21 protein-coding genes are annotated in these 16,937 nt (G+C 70.0%); 12 read left to right on the top strand and 9 right to left on the bottom strand.

Annotated elements, in window-relative coordinates; all coding sequences use genetic code 11:
• Nucleotides 1-7: 7 nt before the first annotated feature.
• From ABT254_RS25835 to ABT254_RS25820, 4 genes are all read left to right on the top strand, one after another.
• A complete protein-coding gene (locus ABT254_RS25835; protein WP_351474496.1) occupies nucleotides 8-1,093 on the top strand; it encodes a family 2 encapsulin nanocompartment cargo protein polyprenyl transferase in 1,086 nt (361 codons plus the stop codon).
• A 267-nt stretch (nucleotides 1,094-1,360) separates the two neighbouring features.
• A complete protein-coding gene (locus tag ABT254_RS25830; RefSeq protein ID WP_351474493.1) occupies nucleotides 1,361-1,966 on the top strand; it encodes a GNAT family N-acetyltransferase in 606 nt (201 codons plus the stop codon).
• Between the two features lie 117 nt (nucleotides 1,967-2,083).
• Complete coding sequence (locus ABT254_RS25825) at nucleotides 2,084-2,278, top strand: hypothetical protein (protein WP_351474490.1); 195 nt, start codon at nucleotides 2,084-2,086, stop codon at nucleotides 2,276-2,278.
• An 85-nt stretch (nucleotides 2,279-2,363) separates the two neighbouring features.
• A complete protein-coding gene (locus ABT254_RS25820; RefSeq protein ID WP_351474487.1) occupies nucleotides 2,364-2,777 on the top strand; it encodes a YciI family protein in 414 nt (137 codons plus the stop codon).
• Nucleotides 2,778-2,803: 26 nt separating this feature from the next.
• On the opposite strand, the gene ABT254_RS25815 is transcribed toward ABT254_RS25820, so the two are convergent.
• The 3 genes from ABT254_RS25815 to ABT254_RS25805 are packed head-to-tail and all read right to left on the bottom strand — an operon-like array spanning nucleotide 2,804 to nucleotide 4,392.
• Nucleotides 2,804-3,562 (bottom strand): VOC family protein, encoded by a 759-nt coding sequence (locus ABT254_RS25815; RefSeq protein ID WP_351474484.1) that lies wholly within the window; start codon nucleotides 3,560-3,562, stop codon nucleotides 2,804-2,806.
• Complete coding sequence (locus ABT254_RS25810; RefSeq protein WP_115905991.1) at nucleotides 3,559-3,972, bottom strand: VOC family protein; 414 nt, start codon at nucleotides 3,970-3,972, stop codon at nucleotides 3,559-3,561. The genes ABT254_RS25815 and ABT254_RS25810 overlap by 4 nt, the downstream gene beginning before the upstream one ends.
• Before the next feature lie 27 nt (nucleotides 3,973-3,999).
• Nucleotides 4,000-4,392 carry a helix-turn-helix domain-containing protein gene (locus tag ABT254_RS25805; RefSeq protein ID WP_115913281.1) on the bottom strand — a complete coding sequence of 131 codons (393 nt, stop codon included), beginning with the start codon at nucleotides 4,390-4,392 and terminating at the stop codon, nucleotides 4,000-4,002.
• Nucleotides 4,393-4,494: 102 nt separating this feature from the next.
• Between ABT254_RS25805 and ABT254_RS25800 the strand changes: the two genes are divergently transcribed.
• The 3 genes from ABT254_RS25800 to ppk2 are packed head-to-tail and all read left to right on the top strand — an operon-like array spanning nucleotide 4,495 to nucleotide 6,828.
• Nucleotides 4,495-5,649, top strand: coding sequence for an inorganic phosphate transporter (locus ABT254_RS25800; RefSeq protein ID WP_351474480.1), 1,155 nt, complete (start codon nucleotides 4,495-4,497; stop codon nucleotides 5,647-5,649).
• A gap of 19 nt (nucleotides 5,650-5,668) precedes the next feature.
• Nucleotides 5,669-5,902, top strand: coding sequence for a hypothetical protein (locus ABT254_RS25795; protein WP_344405333.1), 234 nt, complete (start codon nucleotides 5,669-5,671; stop codon nucleotides 5,900-5,902).
• Nucleotides 5,903-5,922: 20 nt separating this feature from the next.
• A complete protein-coding gene (ppk2, locus tag ABT254_RS25790) occupies nucleotides 5,923-6,828 on the top strand; it encodes a polyphosphate kinase 2 (RefSeq protein WP_351474477.1) in 906 nt (301 codons plus the stop codon).
• A gap of 133 nt (nucleotides 6,829-6,961) precedes the next feature.
• Here ppk2 and sodN read toward each other — a convergent pair whose 3' ends face one another.
• Nucleotides 6,962-7,357 (bottom strand): superoxide dismutase, Ni, encoded by a 396-nt coding sequence (gene sodN / locus ABT254_RS25785; protein ID WP_007491258.1) that lies wholly within the window; start codon nucleotides 7,355-7,357, stop codon nucleotides 6,962-6,964.
• Nucleotides 7,358-7,501: 144 nt separating this feature from the next.
• On the opposite strand from sodN, the gene sodX reads away from it, so the two are divergent.
• Complete coding sequence (sodX, locus tag ABT254_RS25780) at nucleotides 7,502-7,936, top strand: nickel-type superoxide dismutase maturation protease (protein WP_123970629.1); 435 nt, start codon at nucleotides 7,502-7,504, stop codon at nucleotides 7,934-7,936.
• On the opposite strand, the gene ABT254_RS25775 is transcribed toward sodX, so the two are convergent.
• Nucleotides 7,840-8,469, bottom strand: coding sequence for a CGNR zinc finger domain-containing protein (locus tag ABT254_RS25775; protein WP_351474473.1), 630 nt, complete (start codon nucleotides 8,467-8,469; stop codon nucleotides 7,840-7,842). The two genes, sodX and ABT254_RS25775, sit on opposite strands and share 97 nt — an antisense overlap.
• 98 nt (nucleotides 8,470-8,567) lie before the next feature.
• On the opposite strand from ABT254_RS25775, the gene ABT254_RS25770 reads away from it, so the two are divergent.
• Nucleotides 8,568-9,347 (top strand): class I SAM-dependent methyltransferase, encoded by a 780-nt coding sequence (locus ABT254_RS25770; RefSeq protein ID WP_351474471.1) that lies wholly within the window; start codon nucleotides 8,568-8,570, stop codon nucleotides 9,345-9,347.
• Nucleotides 9,348-9,414: 67 nt separating this feature from the next.
• Here the strand turns inward: ABT254_RS25770 and ABT254_RS25765 are convergent, their stop codons facing one another.
• The 3 genes from ABT254_RS25765 to ABT254_RS25755 are packed head-to-tail and all read right to left on the bottom strand — an operon-like array spanning nucleotide 9,415 to nucleotide 12,120.
• Complete coding sequence (locus ABT254_RS25765; protein ID WP_351474468.1) at nucleotides 9,415-10,176, bottom strand: amino acid ABC transporter ATP-binding protein; 762 nt, start codon at nucleotides 10,174-10,176, stop codon at nucleotides 9,415-9,417.
• On the bottom strand, nucleotides 10,176-11,135 hold the full coding sequence (locus ABT254_RS25760) for an amino acid ABC transporter permease (protein ID WP_351474465.1): 960 nt from the start codon (nucleotides 11,133-11,135) through the stop codon (nucleotides 10,176-10,178). Before ABT254_RS25760 ends, ABT254_RS25765 begins: the two co-directional genes overlap by 1 nt.
• Before the next feature lie 28 nt (nucleotides 11,136-11,163).
• Complete coding sequence (locus ABT254_RS25755; RefSeq protein WP_351474463.1) at nucleotides 11,164-12,120, bottom strand: ABC transporter substrate-binding protein; 957 nt, start codon at nucleotides 12,118-12,120, stop codon at nucleotides 11,164-11,166.
• Between the two features lie 582 nt (nucleotides 12,121-12,702).
• On the opposite strand from ABT254_RS25755, the gene ABT254_RS25750 reads away from it, so the two are divergent.
• The 3 genes from ABT254_RS25750 (at nucleotide 12,703) to ABT254_RS25740 (ending at nucleotide 15,836) form a co-directional block, all read left to right on the top strand.
• The gene (locus ABT254_RS25750; RefSeq protein WP_351474460.1) at nucleotides 12,703-13,926 is read left to right on the top strand and encodes an NAD(P)-dependent malic enzyme; all 1,224 of its coding nucleotides are present in this window, start codon (nucleotides 12,703-12,705) and stop codon (nucleotides 13,924-13,926) included.
• 190 nt (nucleotides 13,927-14,116) lie between these two features.
• Entirely contained in the window at nucleotides 14,117-15,082 is a 966-nt protein-coding gene (locus ABT254_RS25745) for a zinc-binding dehydrogenase (protein WP_351474457.1), read from the top strand.
• Between the two features lie 136 nt (nucleotides 15,083-15,218).
• Nucleotides 15,219-15,836, top strand: coding sequence for a YwqG family protein (locus ABT254_RS25740; protein ID WP_351474454.1), 618 nt, complete (start codon nucleotides 15,219-15,221; stop codon nucleotides 15,834-15,836).
• A gap of 41 nt (nucleotides 15,837-15,877) precedes the next feature.
• Here ABT254_RS25740 and ABT254_RS25735 read toward each other — a convergent pair whose 3' ends face one another.
• The gene (locus ABT254_RS25735; protein ID WP_351474451.1) at nucleotides 15,878-16,936 is read right to left on the bottom strand and encodes a PadR family transcriptional regulator; all 1,059 of its coding nucleotides are present in this window, start codon (nucleotides 16,934-16,936) and stop codon (nucleotides 15,878-15,880) included.
• Between the last annotated feature and the right edge of the window lies 1 nt (nucleotide 16,937).

The following is a 16,937-nucleotide window of genomic DNA, read 5'->3' as shown; positions in this document are numbered from 1 at the left end:
AGATCCCATGGCCGAGTTCAAGACGGAGGCGAAGCAGCGCACCACGGGGGCGCAGCCGCTCGAGGGGCACGAGGCGGCCGCGATCCTGGAGCGCACCCGGTCCCGCGTCGACCCCGAACTGCGCGCCGCCATCGACTCGTTGCCCGGCTCCATGCGCCGGATCGCGCTCTACCACTTCGGCTGGGAGCACGCGGACGGCACTCCGGCGGCGGGCAACGCGGGCAAGGCGATCCGTCCCGCGCTCGTCCTCACCGCGGCCGCCGCCCTCGGCGGCCCCGGCGCGCGCGAGGCGGCCGGGCGGGCGGCCGCGGCGGTGGAGCTGGTGCACAACTTCACGCTGCTGCACGACGACGTGATGGACCGGGACACCACCCGCCGGCACCGGCCCACCGCGTGGACCGTGTTCGGCGACGCCGACGCGATCCTCGCCGGGGACGCCCTTCAGGCACTGGCCCTCGGGCTGCTCGCCGAGGACCCGCACCCGGCGTCCGGGCCGGCCGCGGCCCGGCTCGCGGCCTGCGTGGTCGAGCTGTGCGCGGGCCAGCACGCGGACACGGAGATGGAGCGGCGCGGGCCCGGAGAGATCACCCTCGACGAGGCGCTGACCATGGCCGAGGCCAAGACGGGCGCGCTGCTCGGCTGCGCCTGTGCCCTGGGCGCGCTGTACGCGGGGGCGTCCGCCGAGGACGTCGAGGCGCTGGACGCGTTCGGCCGCCAGGCCGGGCTCGCCTTCCAGCTCATCGACGACGTCATCGGGATATGGGGCGACCCGCACCGCACCGGGAAACCGGTCGGCGCGGACCTGATGGCACGCAAGAAGTCCCTGCCGGTGGTCGCCGCGCTCACCTCGGGCACCCCGGCGGCCGCGGCACTGGCCGAGCTGTACGACATGCCGTACGGGAAAGGGGACGAGGAGGAACTCGCGCGGACGGCTCTGGCCGTGGAGCAGGCCGGCGGGCGCGACTGGGCTCAGGTCCAGGCCGCCGACCGGATGGCCCGCGCCATGCAGGAACTGGCCCGTGCGGTTCCCGACCCGGAGGCGGCAGGCGGTCTGCTGGCGCTGGCGGAGTTCGTGACACGGCGCACCGGCTGACACCGGCCCTCACAGACCCCGGAGCCCACCGGGGCGGCCGCGCGGCTCCTGACCCCGCGCGACCGCCGAGGCTCCGGCCCGGCGGGTCCCGCACATCCCCACGGTGTGCGGGGCCCGCGCCCCCGGTTCTCGAGCGCTCGGTTCGCCTCCGAGGGCACCACAGCCTGTGCCGGGACACGGGAGCCCCCTCCGGCCCACTCGCCGCGCAGCCGCCGTATAGGCTCAACAGCCGTACAACCGAAGTCGGTTGAGGTGAAAGGGCGGCACATGGGTGTGGCGATCCGGGCGGCGGACGAGGGCGACCGGGAGCTGGTCGTGCGGCTGCTGGACGAGGCCTTCCAAGGCGATCCGGTCAGCGGCTGGGTCTTTCCCGGGGAGGAGTACCGCCGTGCCACCCACCACCGGCTGATGGCCGCCTTCACCGGGATCGTGCTCGACGAGGGGTGGATCGACGTCACGGAGGACGGCAGCGCGTGCGCGTTGTGGCTGTCCGTGCCCGCCGCAGAGCACGAGTCCGAACAGGACGCGGCCGACGAGGGGCCCGCCCAGTTGCGCGCCGCCGTCGATCCCGGGAACGAGCGCGTCGAACTGATCGCCCGCCTGACCGCGGAGATCCACCCCGCCGGACGCGCCCACGAGTACCTGTGGATGATCGGTGTGGCTCCGGAGCGCCAGGGCGAGGGGATCGGCAGCGCGCTCGTCCAGCACGTCCTCGACCGCTGCGATCGCGAGGGCCTGCCCGCCTATCTGGAGGCGAGCAGCGCCCGCAGTCGCGCGCTGTACGAGCGCCTCGGCTTCCAGCTCACCGGCCGCCCCCTCGACCTGCCGAACGGCCCGCAGATGTGGCCGATGTGGCGGGAGCCCCGCGGCTGACCCGCCGCTTCGGCGACCCCTGCCCGCTGCGGCACGACCGGCGCCACGACCACCTTCGGCAACGGCGTCCCCGTCCGCACCCACGCGCGCCGGCGCCGACCGGCCTACGCTGAGGGCATGGACAGCTCAGAACACGTCTGTCCGGTGTGCGGACAGCCCGTGGAAACGGTCGTCAAACGCCACAAGACCCTGGGCGCGTGGGTCCCGGTCTGGGTGCCGGGCCCCTGTCGCAACCCCGAGTGCGAGGCCTACGCCGCCGAGGGCGCCGAACCGGACCAGGAGCCCGGAAAACCCGCCGCGAAGAATTCCTGAGCCCCGTGTCGATAACCCCGGCCCGGCTCCGACGTCCCCCGTGAGAGCCGCTGCCACGGGCGGCGCGAGCCGAAGGAGCAGAGTCATGAAGTACCTGGTCATGGTGCAGTGCACGCAGGCGGACTACGAGGGCATGCAGGGCAGGGCCAATGTGACCTCCCCGGCCTGGAGCCAGGAGGACGTCCAGGCCATGTACGCCTTCATGGGCGCCCTCAACGACGACCTCGCCGAGACCGGCGAGATGATCGACGGACAGGGCCTGGCCGAGCCGGCGAGGGCCCGGCTGGTGGGCCTCGGCGAGGACGGCAAGCCCGTGATCACCGACGGCCCGTACAGCGAGACCAAGGAGGTGCTTGCCGGCTACTGGGTCCTGGACTGCGCGAGCCTGGAGCGCGTCACGGAGATCGCCGAGCGCATCCTCCAGTGCCCCCAGCCCGCCGGGGCCACCAACTACCCCGTGGTGATCCGGCCCATCGACAGCGGCTCCGCGGACGTCTGAGCATCCATGGGCGTTCGGGCGTGGCCCTAGGAACCGCGAGCCCCCTGCGCGGGCAGTCCGCCCGTCTCCGGGTCCCGCCCCGTCAGGCAGTACGTGCCGCCCGCGGGGTCCCGCATCACCGTCCAGTGGGTGCCGCGGGCGACCAGCCGTGCGCCGATGCGTTCGTGGGCGGTGCGGGTCGCCTCGATGTCGGCGCAGGCCAGGTCCAGGTGGGCGGTGGCGGGGCGTTCCTCGCCGAGACGCTGGAGGAGGATGCGGATCGGGAGGCCCGTCGGCGGCACCAGCACATGGAACTCGGGGAGCGAGCCCGGCCGTGACTGCCACTCGGGCAACAGGGCGCTCCAGAAGGCGACTTCGGCCTCGTACGCGGAAGGCGCGATGTCGAGGCAGACCTGGTCGAGGCGGCTGCCCCGCACGACGGGCGGGCGCGTCGCCTCCGCGCGCCACGGCATGGTGCACAGCTGCTGTCCCGCGGGCGACCGCAGCACGGCCCACGCCCCGTGATCGGCGACCACCTCGGCCCCGAGAGCCACCGCCGACCGTATGAACCCGCGTTCGTCGGCCACCGGGAAGTCCAGATGCGCACCGCCCGGCCCCGAGGCGACCCCCTGCACCTTGACGCAGGCGTCGGCCCCGTCGTGCAGAAGGGTCGTGAACTCCTTGTTCTCGCCGCGTGGTTCGGAAAGGCGCGTATCCGTGACGGCCGTCCAGAACTCGCAGGCGGCCGAGAAGGATTCGATCGGTCGGTCCATGAACGCGTAGGTCCACAGGACCTGCCGGCTCATCCCTTCCGCTCCATGAACCGCAGCATGTTCCCCGCCGGATCCCGGAACGCGCAGTCCCGGACCCCGTACGGCATGTCCGTCGGCTCCTGGAGCACCTCGGCGCCGGACTCCTGGACGCGGGCGAAGAGGGCGTCGCAGTCCTCGGTGGTGAAGTTGACCCCGCGCAGCACGCCCTTGGCCAGCAGCTGCTCCATCGCGTCACGGTCGGCGGGGGAGAGATCGGGGTTGGCGGCGGGCGGCTCCAGGACGATCGACACGTCCGGCTGCAGCGGCGACCCCACGGTCGTCCACCGCATCCCCTCGTACTTGACGTCGTTGCGGATCTCCAGGCCCAGGACGTCGCAGTAGAAGGCGATCGCCTTGTCGTGGTCGTCGACGGCGATGAAACAGGTGTGCAGTTTCAGGTCCATGGGTCCAACCTAAGGTCGGTCACGGCCTCATGTCCGTCGCGGACGCGTGTACGCGCGCACCACACAGGGCGGGATCTCCGCGCTCTCCTCGTGCGAACGGGCGCGGTAGGAACTCGGCGTCTCGCCCACCAGTTCGGTGAAACGGGCGCTGAAGGAGCCCAGCGAGGTACAGCCCACCGCCATGCAGACCTCCGTGACGGTGAGGTCGCCGCGCCGCAGCAGGGTCTTGGCGCGTTCGATGCGGCGCGTCATGAGATAGCCGTACGGGGTCTCGCCGTACGCCTCGCGGAAGCTGCGCTGGAAGTGCCCGGGCGACATCAGGGCGGTGCCCGCGAGGGCGGCCACGTCGAGGGGCTCGGCGTACTCCCGGTCCATACGGTCGCGGGCCTGTCGCAGGCGTACCAGATCCTCACGGTTCACCACGTCAGCATCGCACGACCCTCACCGGGCGGGTGCCGGGTTCTGGCACGGGCTTTGCCTTCAGTTCGCCTGCCGTATGAAAGCGCTTGTTCCCCTAAGGGGATGGACCACATCACGTTCCTCGTGGCGGTAGTCATCGTCACGGCCCTGGCCTTCGACTTCACCAACGGATTCCACGACACCGCCAACGCGATGGCCACCTCCATCGCCACCGGCGCGCTCAAGCCGAGAACAGCGGTGCTCGTGAGCGGAGTCCTCAACATCGTCGGAGCCTTCCTGTCGACGGAGGTCGCGAAGACGATCTCCGGGGGAATCGTCGACGACACCCTCGTCAGTCCGGGAATGATCTTCGCCGGGCTGGTCGGGGCGATCCTGTGGAACCTGCTGACCTGGCTGGTCGGACTGCCCTCCAGCTCCTCGCACGCCCTGTTCGGAGGGCTGATCGGCGCCGTGTGGGTGGGCGCGGGATCCCAGGGCGTGCACTTCGACAAGGTTGTCGAGAAGGTGCTGATCCCGGCGGTGGCCTCGCCGGTCGTGGCCGGAGTCGCGGCCCTGATCGCCACCTACCTCGCCTACAAGCTCACCGCCCCCGGCCGCAAGGACTCCGTCACCAGGGGCTTCCGCATCGGTCAGATCGCCTCGGCCTCGCTGGTCTCGCTCGCCCACGGCACCAACGACGCGCAGAAGACCATGGGCATCATCACGCTGACCCTGATCTCCGCCGGTGCCCTCGGCCACGACGCCGGCCCGCCGGTCTGGGTGATCGCCTCCGCCGGTCTCGCCATCGGCCTCGGCACCTACCTGGGCGGCTGGCGGATCATCCGCACCATGGGCAAGGGCCTCACCGAGATCCAGTCCCCGCAGGGCTTCGCCGCCGAGACGGCCTCCACGACCGTCATCCTCACCTCCGCCCACCTCGGCTTCGCCCTGTCCACCACCCAGGTCGCCTCCGGCTCCATCCTCGGCGCGGGCCTGGGCCGGCGCCTCGCCGAGGTCCGCTGGGGCGTCGCGGGCCGCATGGTCGCCGCCTGGCTGATCACGCTGCCCTCGGCCGCACTGGTCGGCGGCGTCTCCGCGAGCGTGGTCAAGCACGGTGGCAACCTCGGCACCGTCGTCGTCGCCCTGGTCGGGGCCGCCCTGGCCACCGGCATCGTCCTCGTCTCCCGCCGCAACCCGGTGCACGCGAGCAACGTCAACGACGCCCACGAAGTCACCCTCCGCGCCGAACCGCCGGCCCGCGTCGGCACGGCCGCCTGAAACACGGGGAGTTCGCATCATGAACCTCGACTGGAACGCACTCGGCCAGGTCACCGCGGTGAGCGTCGGTGTCACCGTCGCCGTGGTCGTCGTCTTCGCCCTCGGCGTCCTCGGCCTCGCCCGCTTCGAAGGGGCCCGCGAGGACGGCGGCGGGACCTCGTCCCTCGGCCTCGCCCAGGCGGGCCTGTGCTTCCTCGCCTGCGCGGCCGTGGTGGCGTACGGGATCTATCTGATCGTGCCGCAGTTCCACTGAGACCCAAGAAGGACATCGGGATGACGACGCCACCCCTGTCGGCCGATCTGAAGGTCGACTACACCGACCCCGACGACCCGGTGCTCATCCGCCCGGACGGCAGCCCGATCGACACCTGGCGGGAGAACTACCCGTACGGGCACCGCATGGAGCGCAAGGAGTACGACTGGCACAAGCGGCTCCAGCAGATCGAACTGCTCAAGCTGCAGAGCTGGATCAAGGAGACCGGCCGCCGGCTCGTCATCGTCTTCGAGGGACGGGACGCGGCCGGCAAGGGCGGCACCATCAAACGCTTCACCGAGCACCTCAACCCGCGCGGAGCCCGGGTGGTGGCCCTGGAGAAGCCGACCGAGCGCGAGCGCGGTCAGTGGTACTTCCAGCGCTACGTCGAACACCTGCCGACCGCGGGCGAGATCGTGCTGTTCGACCGCTCCTGGTACAACCGGGCGGGCGTCGAGCGGGTCATGGGCTTCTGCTCGGACGACGAGTACCGGCGCTTCATGCGCCAGGCGCCCGCGTTCGAGCGGATGCTCGTGGACGACGGTGTCGACCTGATCAAGTTCTGGTTCTCGGTCTCCCAGGGCGAACAGCGCACCCGCTTCACCATCCGTCAGGTCGACCCCGTACGGCAGTGGAAGCTCAGCCCCATGGACCTGGCCTCCCTGGACCGCTGGGACGACTACACCGCCGCGAAGGTCGCCATGTTCCGCGAGACGGACACGGAGCACGCGCCCTGGACGGTGGTCAAGAGCAACGACAAGAAACGGGCCCGCGTCGAGGCCATGCGCAGTGTGCTGGCCCGCTTCGACTACACCGGCAAGGACGAGGAGGTCGTCGGCCGCCCCGATCCGCGGATCGTGGGGGCGGCGGCGGGTCTGCTGGAGGTGGGGGAGGACGACGACGGGGGCCTGGCGGCCGGTCGGTAGGGTGCGGCCGCCGGCGAAGTCCTCGGCACGGGAGCAGCCGAAGGGGCCCGGCCGTTGCCGACCGGACCCCTTCGGAGTGCCCGTGGACCTGCGATGGTGCACCGATCGCGGGTCCGCGCGAACGGGACGTTCGTCAGGCCTTCTTGGTCTCCCAGAAGATCTTGTCGATCTGGGCGATGTAGTCCAGAGCCTTCTGGCCCGTGGCCGGGTCGGTCGAGCCCTTGGCGGCCGAGAGGGCCTTCAGGGCGTCGTTGACCAGCTGGTGCAGCTCCGGGTACTTCTCGAAGTGCGGGGGCTTGAAGTAGTCGCTCCAGAGCACGGAGACGTGGTGCTTCGCGAGCTCGGCGCGCTGCTCCTTGATGACGGTGGCGCGAGCCTGGAAGTGCGGGTCGTCGTTGGCGGCCATCTTTTCCTGCACGGCCTTCACCGACTCCGCCTCGATGCGGGCCTGGGCCGGGTCGTACACACCGCAGGGCAGGTCGCAGTGTGCGCTGACCTTGACCTTGGGGGCAAACAGGCGGGAAAGCATGGAGCATTCCTTCCTCGTGATCGTCTTCTCAGGTGGGACATTACTCCCTGCGAGACGGGTTTTCGCGAGTGCCCCCATGGGCTTAGGACAAAAGTCCGGGTCAGACTGAGACTGGTGGAGGAACGTACCGGGGAGGTGCCGGGGATGCCGGAGCTGTCGCAGGAGATCGAGCGCGGGCGGGCACTGCTGCCCTTCGGAGCGGCCGAGGTGACCGGTCCGTCCATGGTGCCCACGCTCCACCACGGGGACCGGCTCGTGGTGCAGTACGGCGCCCGGATCCGGCCGGGTGACGTGGTCGTCCTGCGGCATCCGTTCCAGCAGGACCTGCTGGTCGTGAAGCGGGCCGCCGAGCGGCGCGACGGCGGCTGGTGGGTGCTCGGCGACAACGCCTACGCGGGCGGCGACAGCACGGACTACGGGACCGTCCCGGAGGACCTGGTCCTCGGCAAGGTGCGCTTTCGCTACCGGCCGCTGAAGGCGGATCAGCGCTCGCCGTTCGCGCTGGCGCGCTGGGTGCTGTCGGCGGCCAGGCCCGTGCTGTCGGACCGGTCGGCCTCCAGGCGCTTGCGGGCGCGGTAGGCGGCCACGTTGGCGCGGGTCGCGCAGCGGTCGGAGCAGTAGCGCCGGGAGCGGTTCGTCGAGGTGTCCAGGTAGGAGTTGCGGCACGGCGCCGCCTCGCACAGGCCCAGCCGGTCGACGCCGTGCTCCGTGAGGTGGAAGGCCAGGCCCATCGCCGCGATGGCCGCGTAGCCGGCGGTGGCGTTCGAGGGGTGGTCGGCCAGGTGCATGTGCCACAGCGGGCGGCCGTCCTCGTCCCGGAAGTCGTGGCCCGAGATCTGCGGGCTGACCGGGAACTCCAGCAGGAGTGAGTTCAGCAGGTCCACGGCGAGCGTCTCGTCGCCCTTGTCGGCGGCCTCGAAGACCGCGCGCAGCCGGGCCCTGACCGAGCGGAAGCGGGTGACGTCGGCGTCGGTGGCGCGGCGGGCCGCCGACGCGTTGCCGCCGAACAGGTCGCGGACGGCCTCGACGGAGGTCAGGTTGTCCTTGCCCCGGGCCGGTTCCTCGCTGTTGACGAGTCGTACGGCGTAGTCCGAGTAATAGGCCAGTTCCACTTGTGGTCCTTACGAAGGCGCTCTATGGTCGTGGGTGCGAAGAGGTAACGACTGCCTGCACTTCCAGGGTATTACGCGCGTGAGGGGAGAGGGATTCCATGACGGGAACCACGGCAACCGGAACCGGTACGACGGGAACCGACTGGCAGGCCTGGCAGGAGAGCTGGGACCGGCAGCAGGAGTGGTACATGCCGGACCGCGAGGAGCGCTTCCGCGTCATGCTCGACATGGTCGAGGCCTGTGTCGGCCCCGAGCCGCGCGTCCTCGACCTCGCCTGCGGCACCGGCAGCATCACGGCCCGTCTGCTCGCCCGCTTCCCGAAGGCCACCAGCACCGGCATCGACCTCGACCCCGCGCTCCTCGCCATCGCCCGCGGCACCTTCGAGGGCGACGACCGGGTCACCTTCGTCGAGGCCGACCTCAAGGACCCCGACTGGCCGACGCGGCTGCCGTACGAGACGTACGACGCGGTGCTCACCGCCACGGCCCTCCACTGGCTGCACAGCGCCCCCCTCGCGGCCCTGTACGGCCGGATCGCCGGGCTGGTCCGCCACGGCGGCGTCTTCATGAACGCCGACCACATGATCGACGAGACCACGCCCCGGATCAACGCGGCGGAGCGCGGCCTGCGCCACGCCCGCATGGATCAGGCCATGCGGGACGGAGCCCTGGACTGGTCCCAGTGGTGGCAGCTCGCCGCGAAGGACCCCGCCCTCGCCGGCCCGACCGCCCGCCGCTTCGAGATCTACGGCGACCACGCGGACGGCGACACGCCCTCGCCGCAGTGGCACGCGCGGGTGCTGCGGGAGAAGGGGTTCGGGGAGGCTCGGGCGGTGTGGTGTTCGCCGGCGGACACGTTGCTGCTGGCGCTGAAGTGACGTCGGCGGGCCGGAACTGAGAAGGGGCGGTACGGGAATCCCGTACCGCCCCTTTCCCTTCGTACCGCTACAGCACCTTCGACAGGAACGACTGCGTCCGCTCGTGCTGTGGGTTGGTCAGGACGTCGCGCGGGTTGCCCGACTCGACGACCACGCCGCCGTCCATGAAGACCAGGCTGTCGCCCACCTCGCGGGCGAAGCCCATCTCGTGGGTGACGACGACCATCGTCATCCCGGACTCGGCCAGGTCGCGCATGACGTCGAGGACGTCGCCGACCAGCTCCGGGTCGAGGGCCGAGGTCGGCTCGTCGAAGAGCATCAGCTTCGGATCCATGGCCAGCGCGCGGGCGATGGCCACGCGCTGCTGCTGGCCGCCGGAGAGCTGCGAGGGGTAGTTCTTCGCCTTGTCGGCGAGGCCCACGCGCTCGAGCAGCTGACCCGCGCGCTCCCGCGCCTGGGACTTGCTGACGCCCTTGACCTGGATCGGGGCTTCCATGACGTTCTCGAGCGCCGTCATGTGCGGGAACAGATTGAAGCGCTGGAAGACCATGCCGATGTCCCGGCGCTTGAGGGCGACTTCGCTGTCCTTGAGCTCGTAGAGCTTGTCGCCCTTCTGGCGGTAGCCGACCAGGTCACCGTCGACGTACAGCCGACCGGCGTTGATCTTCTCCAGGTGGTTGATGCACCTGAGGAACGTCGACTTGCCGGAGCCGGACGGGCCGATCAGGCAGAAGACCTCACCCGTGTTCACCGTGAGATCGATGCCCTTGAGGACCTCGACAGTGCCGAAGGACTTGTGCACGCCTTCGGACTTCACCATGGCGGTCATCACACCGCTCCCCTCGGGCTGCCCTTCGAGAACAGGTTCATCCTGATCTTCTGGAAGACGGTCGGCGGCAGGCTACGGCTGGAACCGCGTGCGTAGTAGCGCTCGAGGTAGTACTGGAAGACGCTGAACACGCTCGTCATCACCAGGTACCAGATCGAGGCGACGAAGAGCAGCTCCATCACGGCGTACGAGGTGGAGCCGATCGCCGACGTCGAGCGCAGCAGCTCGTTGTACGTCACCACGTACACCAGCGACGAGGTCTTCAGCATGTTGATGAACTCGTTGCCGGTCGGCGGCACGATGACCCGCATCGCCTGCGGGATCACGATCCTGCGCAGCGTCTTGCCGTGGCTCATGCCCAGCGCGTGGGCGGCCTCCGTCTGGCCCTCGTCGACGGCCAGCAGACCGGCGCGGCAGATCTCCGCCATGTACGCGGCCTCGTTCAGGCCGAGGCCCAGCAGGGCGGCCATGAACGGGGTCATGACGTCCACCATCTCGTCCTTGTAGATCGGGCCGAGGTTGAGGACGGGGAAGATCAGCGCCAGGTTGAACCACAGCAGCAGCTGCACATAGACCGGGGTGCCGCGGAAGAACCAGATGTACAGCCAGGCGACCCAGCTGGTCACCGGGTTCTTCGAGAGCCGCATCACGGCGAGGACGATGCCGAGCACCACACCCATGACCATGGCGAGCACGCTGATCAGCAGCGTGCGGCCCGCACCCTTGACGACCGAGGAGTCGAAGAGGGTGTCGGAGACCGCGTGCCACTGGATGTCGCCCTGCGAGAACGCGAAGACGAGTGCCGCGAGCAGCGCGATCACGATGATGCCGCTGGCCCACCGCCCGTAGTGCCGTACCGGGATCGCCTTGATGGCCTCCGGCGGGGTGACGGACTCCGATGTGGAGACCTCACCCGCGGGTGGCGTGTCCGCAGGGGACTTGTCGAACTTGTCAGTCACGTGACTGCCCTTCAGTGGTGCGCCCGGCTCACTTGCCGCCGTTGATCGCGGACTTGTCGATCGCGCCGGACTGCGCGCCCCACTTCTCCAGGACCTTCTGGTACGAACCGTCCTTGATGATCGCGTCGACGGCTTCCTTCAGCACATCACGCAGCTGCGTGTTCTTCTTGCTGAGGACGATGCCGAACGGGCCGGCGTCGTACTGCTTGTTGATCACCTCGTAGACGTTGCCGCCGCCGGCCTTGCGGGCCAGGTCGATCGCCACCGGGTAGTCGTTGATGCCGGCCACCGCGCCGCCGGACTTCACACGGGTCTGGGCCTCGGTGTCGTTGTCGAACGACTCGATGTCGATGGCCTTCTTGCCCGAGCTCTTGCACTTCGCGGACTGGTCCTGCAGGGCCTTCTCGTACGTGGTGCCCCGCTGGACGGCGGCCGTCTTGCCGCACAGGTCCTCGATGCCCTTGACGCCCTCGGGGTTGCCCTTCTTCACGTAGATGGCCGTACCCGCGACGAAGTAGTCGACGAAGTCGACGCCCTGGCCGAGCTTCTTGCCCTTGTCGTCCAGGCCCTCCTGGCGCTGCTTGTTGTCCGTGATGGACGAGATCGCGACGTCGTAGCGCCCGGAGTTGACCGCCGTGATCAGCCCGTCGAAGGAACCGGAGGTCCACTGGAACTTCACGCCGAGCTGCTTGCTCAGAGCCTCGCCCAGGTCAGGGTCGACGCCGACGATCTTGCCGCCCTCGGTCGACTCCATGGGGGCGTACTCGGCGTTGGTGCCGACCTTGATGACACCGGCGTCCTGGATCTTCTTCGGCAGCTTGGAGAAGAGGGGGGCGCTGTTGCCCGACTCCTTCTTGCCCCCGTCATTGCTGTTGGTCTGGTCACCGCAGCCGGTGAGGATCAGGGCGCCTGCGACCGCGATCGCACCGGCCGCTGCCAGACGGGTGGGTGCGGCGGTCGTACGACGGGTGGAGCCTGCGGTCATTTTGGGTTCCTCCGGCGGATCGGTGGAGTTGCCGATGGGTCGACGAGAACACACACCTTCGGGTGTCGCGACCTCGTGGGTTTACGGCATCTTGCCATTCGGACTCAGCCGTTCAGGGGACCCGTCATGTCAAAATCGGATAACGGGTGACCCCCGAACCGCACCAGGCCGGTACAACATGGCCGGACCATCTGCGGGAATCCGGCCTTCCGGCCGGAAGATCTTCGACGCATCTCGGGATGCGGACCTGCACTCCGAGGTGTTGATCACTGTTCGACCGCCGGTCAAGGGCCCGTCGGGGAATCGTCGAGGACGTGTCCCTATTTTTCGGGACGAACCTTGTGGCCGAGATGTGACCTTCGGGTTCCGCGATGTGACCTTGCCCTTATTGGACTCGTCCTTGGCCCGGTGCGTCCGGTAAGAAGGTTCTTTACACCCCTCATCCGGGGCTCAGGGCGCGTGTGCGGCGCGCCCGTCGCGCAGGACCCGTACGCAACACCGACCGGGACTGACGCGGTGCCCGCCCACCCCTCACCAGGAGTGGCCACCCTCAACCAATGAAGACTTAAGGGGTAAAACAAAGTGGCAGCGGAGATCGTCAATCCTCGCAGCGACAGCAATACGGATCAGGACGGCGGGGCCGAGCCCCTCGATTCCTTCGATCCGGCGTTCGCGCTGCACCGCGGCGGCAAGATGGCCGTGCAGGCCACCGTGCCGGTCCGTGACAAGGACGACCTGTCCCTGGCGTACACGCCCGGCGTTGCGAAGGTGTGCAGCGCCATCGCCGAGCAGCCGGAACTCGTCCACGACTACACGTGGAAGTCGTCCGTCGTGGCCGTGGTCACCGACGGCACGGCGGTGCTCGGACTCGGGGACATCGGCCCCGAGGCCTCCCTTCCGGTGATGGAAGGCAAGGCGATTCTGTTCAAGCAGTTCGGCGGCGTCGACGCCGTGCCGATCGCGCTCGACTGCACCGGCGTCGACGAGATCGTCGAGACCGTGGTGCGGCTCGCGCCGTCCTTCGGTGGCGTCAACCTCGAGGACATCTCGGCGCCGCGGTGCTTCGAGATCGAGCGGAAGCTGCAGGAGCGGCTGGACATCCCGGTCTTCCACGACGACCAGCACGGTACGGCGGTCGTGACGCTGGCGGCCCTCAGGAACGCCGCGCGGCTGAGCGGACGTGCCGTCGGGGACCTGCGGGCCGTGATCTCGGGTGCCGGCGCGGCCGGTGTCGCCATCGCCAAGATGCTGGTCGAGGCCGGTATCGGGGATGTCGCGGTGGCCGACCGCAAGGGCATCGTGTCGGCCGACCGGGACGACCTGACGGACGTCAAGCGGGAGCTCGCCTCCTTCACCAACAAGGCCGGCATCACCGGGTCGCTCGAGGCGGCCCTGGAGGGTGCGGACGTCTTCATCGGCGTCTCCGGCGGTACGGTCGCGGAGGAGGCCGTCGCCTCGATGGCCGAGGGCGCGTTCGTGTTCGCCATGGCCAACCCGAACCCCGAGGTGCACCCCGACGTCGCGCACAAGTACGCGGCGGTCGTGGCGACCGGACGGTCGGACTTCCCGAACCAGATCAACAACGTGCTGGCGTTCCCGGGCATCTTCGCGGGCGCGCTCCAGGTTCGGGCCTCCCGGATCACCGAGGGGATGAAGATCGCGGCGGCCGAGGCGCTGGCCGGGGTCGTCGGGGACGACCTTGCCGCGGACTACGTGATTCCGTCGCCGTTCGACGAGCGGGTGGCTCCGGCCGTCACGGCGGCTGTGGCGGCCGCGGCCCGCGCGGAGGGTGTCGCTCGGCGCTGACGCGCCGTCGGTACTGATGGCCCCGCCCGTCTGGGCGGGGCCATTTTTTGCCCAGCCACCCGCCCGTTCGGGTGGTTTGCGCGGACGTCCGCCCCGTCCTCGAACGACGGAGGGGCTTGTAGTGCAAGAGGGCGTGTGTCACAGAGCTCTGCGGTTCCGTCGGGGCGGTGTGCCGCCTATCGTCAAGGTCATGTTCGCCGTCTACGCCGCCCGCATCGACCGTGACCAGCCACTCAGCGGCCTCGAGTTGGGGGACCGGCCCGCTCCCGCGGCCCGGCCCGGCTGGAGTGTCGTCGACGTCAGGGCCGCCTCCCTCAACCACCACGACCTCTGGTCCCTCAAGGGTGTGGGCCTGTCCGAGGACAAACTGCCGATGATCCTCGGCTGCGACGCCGCCGGTGTCGACGAGGACGGCAACGAGGTCGTCCTGCACTCCGTGATCGGGCAGAGCGGTCACGGCGTCGGCCCCAGGGAACCCCGTTCCATCCTCACCGAGCACTACCAGGGCACGTTCGCCGAGCAGGTCGCCGTGCCGACCTGGAACATCCTGCCCAAGCCCAAGGAGCTGTCCTTCGCGGAGGCAGCCTGTCTGCCCACGGCCTGGCTGACGGCGTACCGCATGCTCTTCACCAACGCGGGCGTACGTCCCGGTGACTCGGTCCTCGTGCAGGGCGCCGGCGGCGGGGTCGCGACGGCTGCGATCGTGCTCGGGAAGGCGGCGGGGCTGCGGGTCTTCGCCACCAGCCGGGACGAGGCCAAGCGGAAGCGCGCCGTGGAACTGGGTGCCGTCGAGGCGCTGGAGTCGGGGGCGCGGCTGCCGCAGCGCGTCGATGCCGTCATAGAAACCGTGGGCGCCGCCACCTGGTCGCACTCGGTGAAGTCGCTGAGGCCGGGCGGCACGCTCGTCATCTCGGGCGCGACGAGCGGTGACCGGCCCTCGCATGCCGAACTGACCCGCATCTTCTTCCTCGAACTCAAGGTCGTCGGCTCCACGATGGGCACCAAGGACGAGCTGGAGGACCTGCTGTCCTTCTGCGCCGCGACCGGGGTACGTCCCGTCATCGACGAGATGCTGCCTCTGGACCGGGCGCGGGAGGGCTTCGAACGGCTGCAGTCGGGCGAGCAGTTCGGAAAGATCGTGCTCACCAACGACTGACCTCTCCTGTCCGCACATGCTCACGGCCGGCCCGGCTTCGGGCCGGCCGTCGGCATGTGTCAGCTGGGCGGGGGTGTCCGTGGCGGGTTCTAGGGTGGGCCTGCCGAGGTTGGCCTGGTCCTTCGAAGGAGTTCTCATGACCGTGTCCGAGCCCGTGCCGCTGGTGTTCGTCCCTGCGGAGGGGGCCGTGCGTGAGGCGGTGACCAAGGTGGGCGGGCAGCCCGTGTGGCTGGAGGAGCCGCAATGGCCGCTGTCGCGCGAGACGGGCCGGCCGATGGAGTTCCTGGGCCAGTTCGCCCTGGAGGGCGGCCGGCTCGCCTGTCTGTTCATGACCGGGGACGAGGGGGAGTACGTCGACGGCACCTGGGAGCCGGAGGGCGGGGAGAACGCCCTGGTGATCCAACCCGGCGGCCACATCCCGGACTTCGTGGCCGTCGAGCGACGGGCGGAGGGGCCGAGCGCGGGAGCCGACCATCTGCCGCGGCACACCGACTCCGGTGAGCACTCCGGTGAGCACTCCGGTGAGCACTCCTCCGAGGAAGAGGACCGTCGGCCCTGGCAGTTCCTCGGCGGGCCCGGTGTCGAACCGCACTGGCTCCAGGGCGACGAGACGCCCGGCGAAGGATGGCAACTGGTGGTCCAGCTCGACTCCGGGAAGCTGCCCTTCCACGTCAACTTCGGTGACGCGGGCTTCGGTTATGCCTTCCTCTCACCCGACGGCAAGGAGGGCCGCTTCCTCTGGCAGTGCACCTGAAAGGGTGACGTCCGCGCTCGCGGAAAGCGGCCCGCCGGCGCTCACGCCCGCGGTGTGCGCAGTATCGCTCCGATGTGCGCCGCCGCCGTCGAGAGATGGCGGCGGGCGTCGCGGAGCTGTTCGTCCGTGACTCCGTGGTCCCGGGCCGCGTCACGGATGTCGTCCCGGAACCGGTCGAGCAGGCGGTCGAGGTCGCGGGACGGGTCTCCGGTGGTGGCCTCGTGCGCCCACGACGGTTCGTACTGCGCCGGGAAGTCCTCCTTGGTGTGCGAGTACTCGGGCCGCGGTGCCGAGGTGCCGGTGCCGCCCCGTCCGAACCCGAAGTCCTTTCCGAACTCCCTGCCGAAGTCCTTCCCGAAGTCCCCGAACTCCTTGGCCAGTTCGGTCAGGCCCTCCCGCACCCCCGTCGGCCAGTCGCCCCGCGCGAAGTGGTCCTGCACCTGCTCCTGCACCCGCCTGGCGATGCGCTGCAGCTCCTCCTGGGCCTGGGCCCGTGCCTGCTCCTGCGCCTCCTTGGCCTGGCGCCGGGCGCGCTGGGCCTCCTCGCGGGCGCGGCGGCTCTCGTCCTTGGCGCGCCGCGCCTGCTCCTTCCACTCCTGCTTGACGCGCCGCATCTCCTCCTTCGCGGCACGCCAGGACTCCTTGTCGCCGTACTCGCCGAAGTCACCGGGGGAGCCGTCCCCTTCGCCGCGTCCCTTGCCGCCGGGGCCCCGCCGGGCCTCCGTGGCCGCGGCCCGCATCTCGCGCCGCAGATCGCCCGCAGCACCGCGTACGTCGGCCCGGATCTCGGCGGCCAGTTCCGCGACCGACTCGCGGATCTCCAGCTCCAGGTCGGCCAGCTCGCCGCCGCGGTCGGCCAGTTCGGCGCGGCCCGCGTCCGTGATGGCGTACACCTTGCGGCCGCCCTCGGTGGTGTGGGTGACCAGGCCCTCGGCCTCCAGCTTCGCCAGGCGGGGGTAGACGGTGCCCGCCGACGGTGCGTACAGACCCTGGAAGCGCTCCTCGAGGAGGCGGATCACCTCGTAGCCGTGGCGCGGGGCCTCGTCCAGCAGTTTCAGCAGGTAGAGGCGGAGGCGGCCGTGGGCGAAGACGGGAGGCATG

It is taken from the genome of Streptomyces sp. NPDC001137 (assembly GCF_040298885.1).
GTDB lineage: Bacteria > Actinomycetota > Actinomycetes > Streptomycetales > Streptomycetaceae > Streptomyces.
Note: the sequence above shows the minus strand (reverse complement) of the source record. Positions and strands in the feature narration are given on the sequence as shown.

What these genes read in the sequence shown, in the direction of transcription:
- ABT254_RS25835 (WP_351474496.1), top strand. Translation starts at nt 8, where the DNA reads ATGGCCGAGTTCAAGACGGAGGCGAAGCAGCGCACCACGGGGGCGCAG.
- ABT254_RS25830 (WP_351474493.1), top strand. Translation starts at nt 1,361, where the DNA reads ATGGGTGTGGCGATCCGGGCGGCGGACGAGGGCGACCGGGAGCTGGTC.
- ABT254_RS25825 (WP_351474490.1), top strand. Translation starts at nt 2,084, where the DNA reads ATGGACAGCTCAGAACACGTCTGTCCGGTGTGCGGACAGCCCGTGGAA.
- ABT254_RS25820 (WP_351474487.1), top strand. Translation starts at nt 2,364, where the DNA reads ATGAAGTACCTGGTCATGGTGCAGTGCACGCAGGCGGACTACGAGGGC.
- ABT254_RS25815 (WP_351474484.1), bottom strand. Translation starts at nt 3,562, where the DNA reads ATGAGCCGGCAGGTCCTGTGGACCTACGCGTTCATGGACCGACCGATC.
- ABT254_RS25810 (WP_115905991.1), bottom strand. Translation starts at nt 3,972, where the DNA reads ATGGACCTGAAACTGCACACCTGTTTCATCGCCGTCGACGACCACGAC.
- ABT254_RS25800 (WP_351474480.1), top strand. Translation starts at nt 4,495, where the DNA reads ATGGACCACATCACGTTCCTCGTGGCGGTAGTCATCGTCACGGCCCTG.
- ABT254_RS25795 (WP_344405333.1), top strand. Translation starts at nt 5,669, where the DNA reads ATGAACCTCGACTGGAACGCACTCGGCCAGGTCACCGCGGTGAGCGTC.
- ppk2 (WP_351474477.1), top strand. Translation starts at nt 5,923, where the DNA reads ATGACGACGCCACCCCTGTCGGCCGATCTGAAGGTCGACTACACCGAC.
- sodN (WP_007491258.1), bottom strand. Translation starts at nt 7,357, where the DNA reads ATGCTTTCCCGCCTGTTTGCCCCCAAGGTCAAGGTCAGCGCACACTGC.
- sodX (WP_123970629.1), top strand. Translation starts at nt 7,502, where the DNA reads ATGCCGGAGCTGTCGCAGGAGATCGAGCGCGGGCGGGCACTGCTGCCC.
- ABT254_RS25770 (WP_351474471.1), top strand. Translation starts at nt 8,568, where the DNA reads ATGACGGGAACCACGGCAACCGGAACCGGTACGACGGGAACCGACTGG.
- ABT254_RS25765 (WP_351474468.1), bottom strand. Translation starts at nt 10,176, where the DNA reads ATGACCGCCATGGTGAAGTCCGAAGGCGTGCACAAGTCCTTCGGCACT.
- ABT254_RS25755 (WP_351474463.1), bottom strand. Translation starts at nt 12,120, where the DNA reads ATGACCGCAGGCTCCACCCGTCGTACGACCGCCGCACCCACCCGTCTG.
- ABT254_RS25745 (WP_351474457.1), top strand. Translation starts at nt 14,117, where the DNA reads ATGTTCGCCGTCTACGCCGCCCGCATCGACCGTGACCAGCCACTCAGC.
- ABT254_RS25740 (WP_351474454.1), top strand. Translation starts at nt 15,219, where the DNA reads ATGACCGTGTCCGAGCCCGTGCCGCTGGTGTTCGTCCCTGCGGAGGGG.
- ABT254_RS25735 (WP_351474451.1), bottom strand. Translation starts at nt 16,936, where the DNA reads ATGCCTCCCGTCTTCGCCCACGGCCGCCTCCGCCTCTACCTGCTGAAA.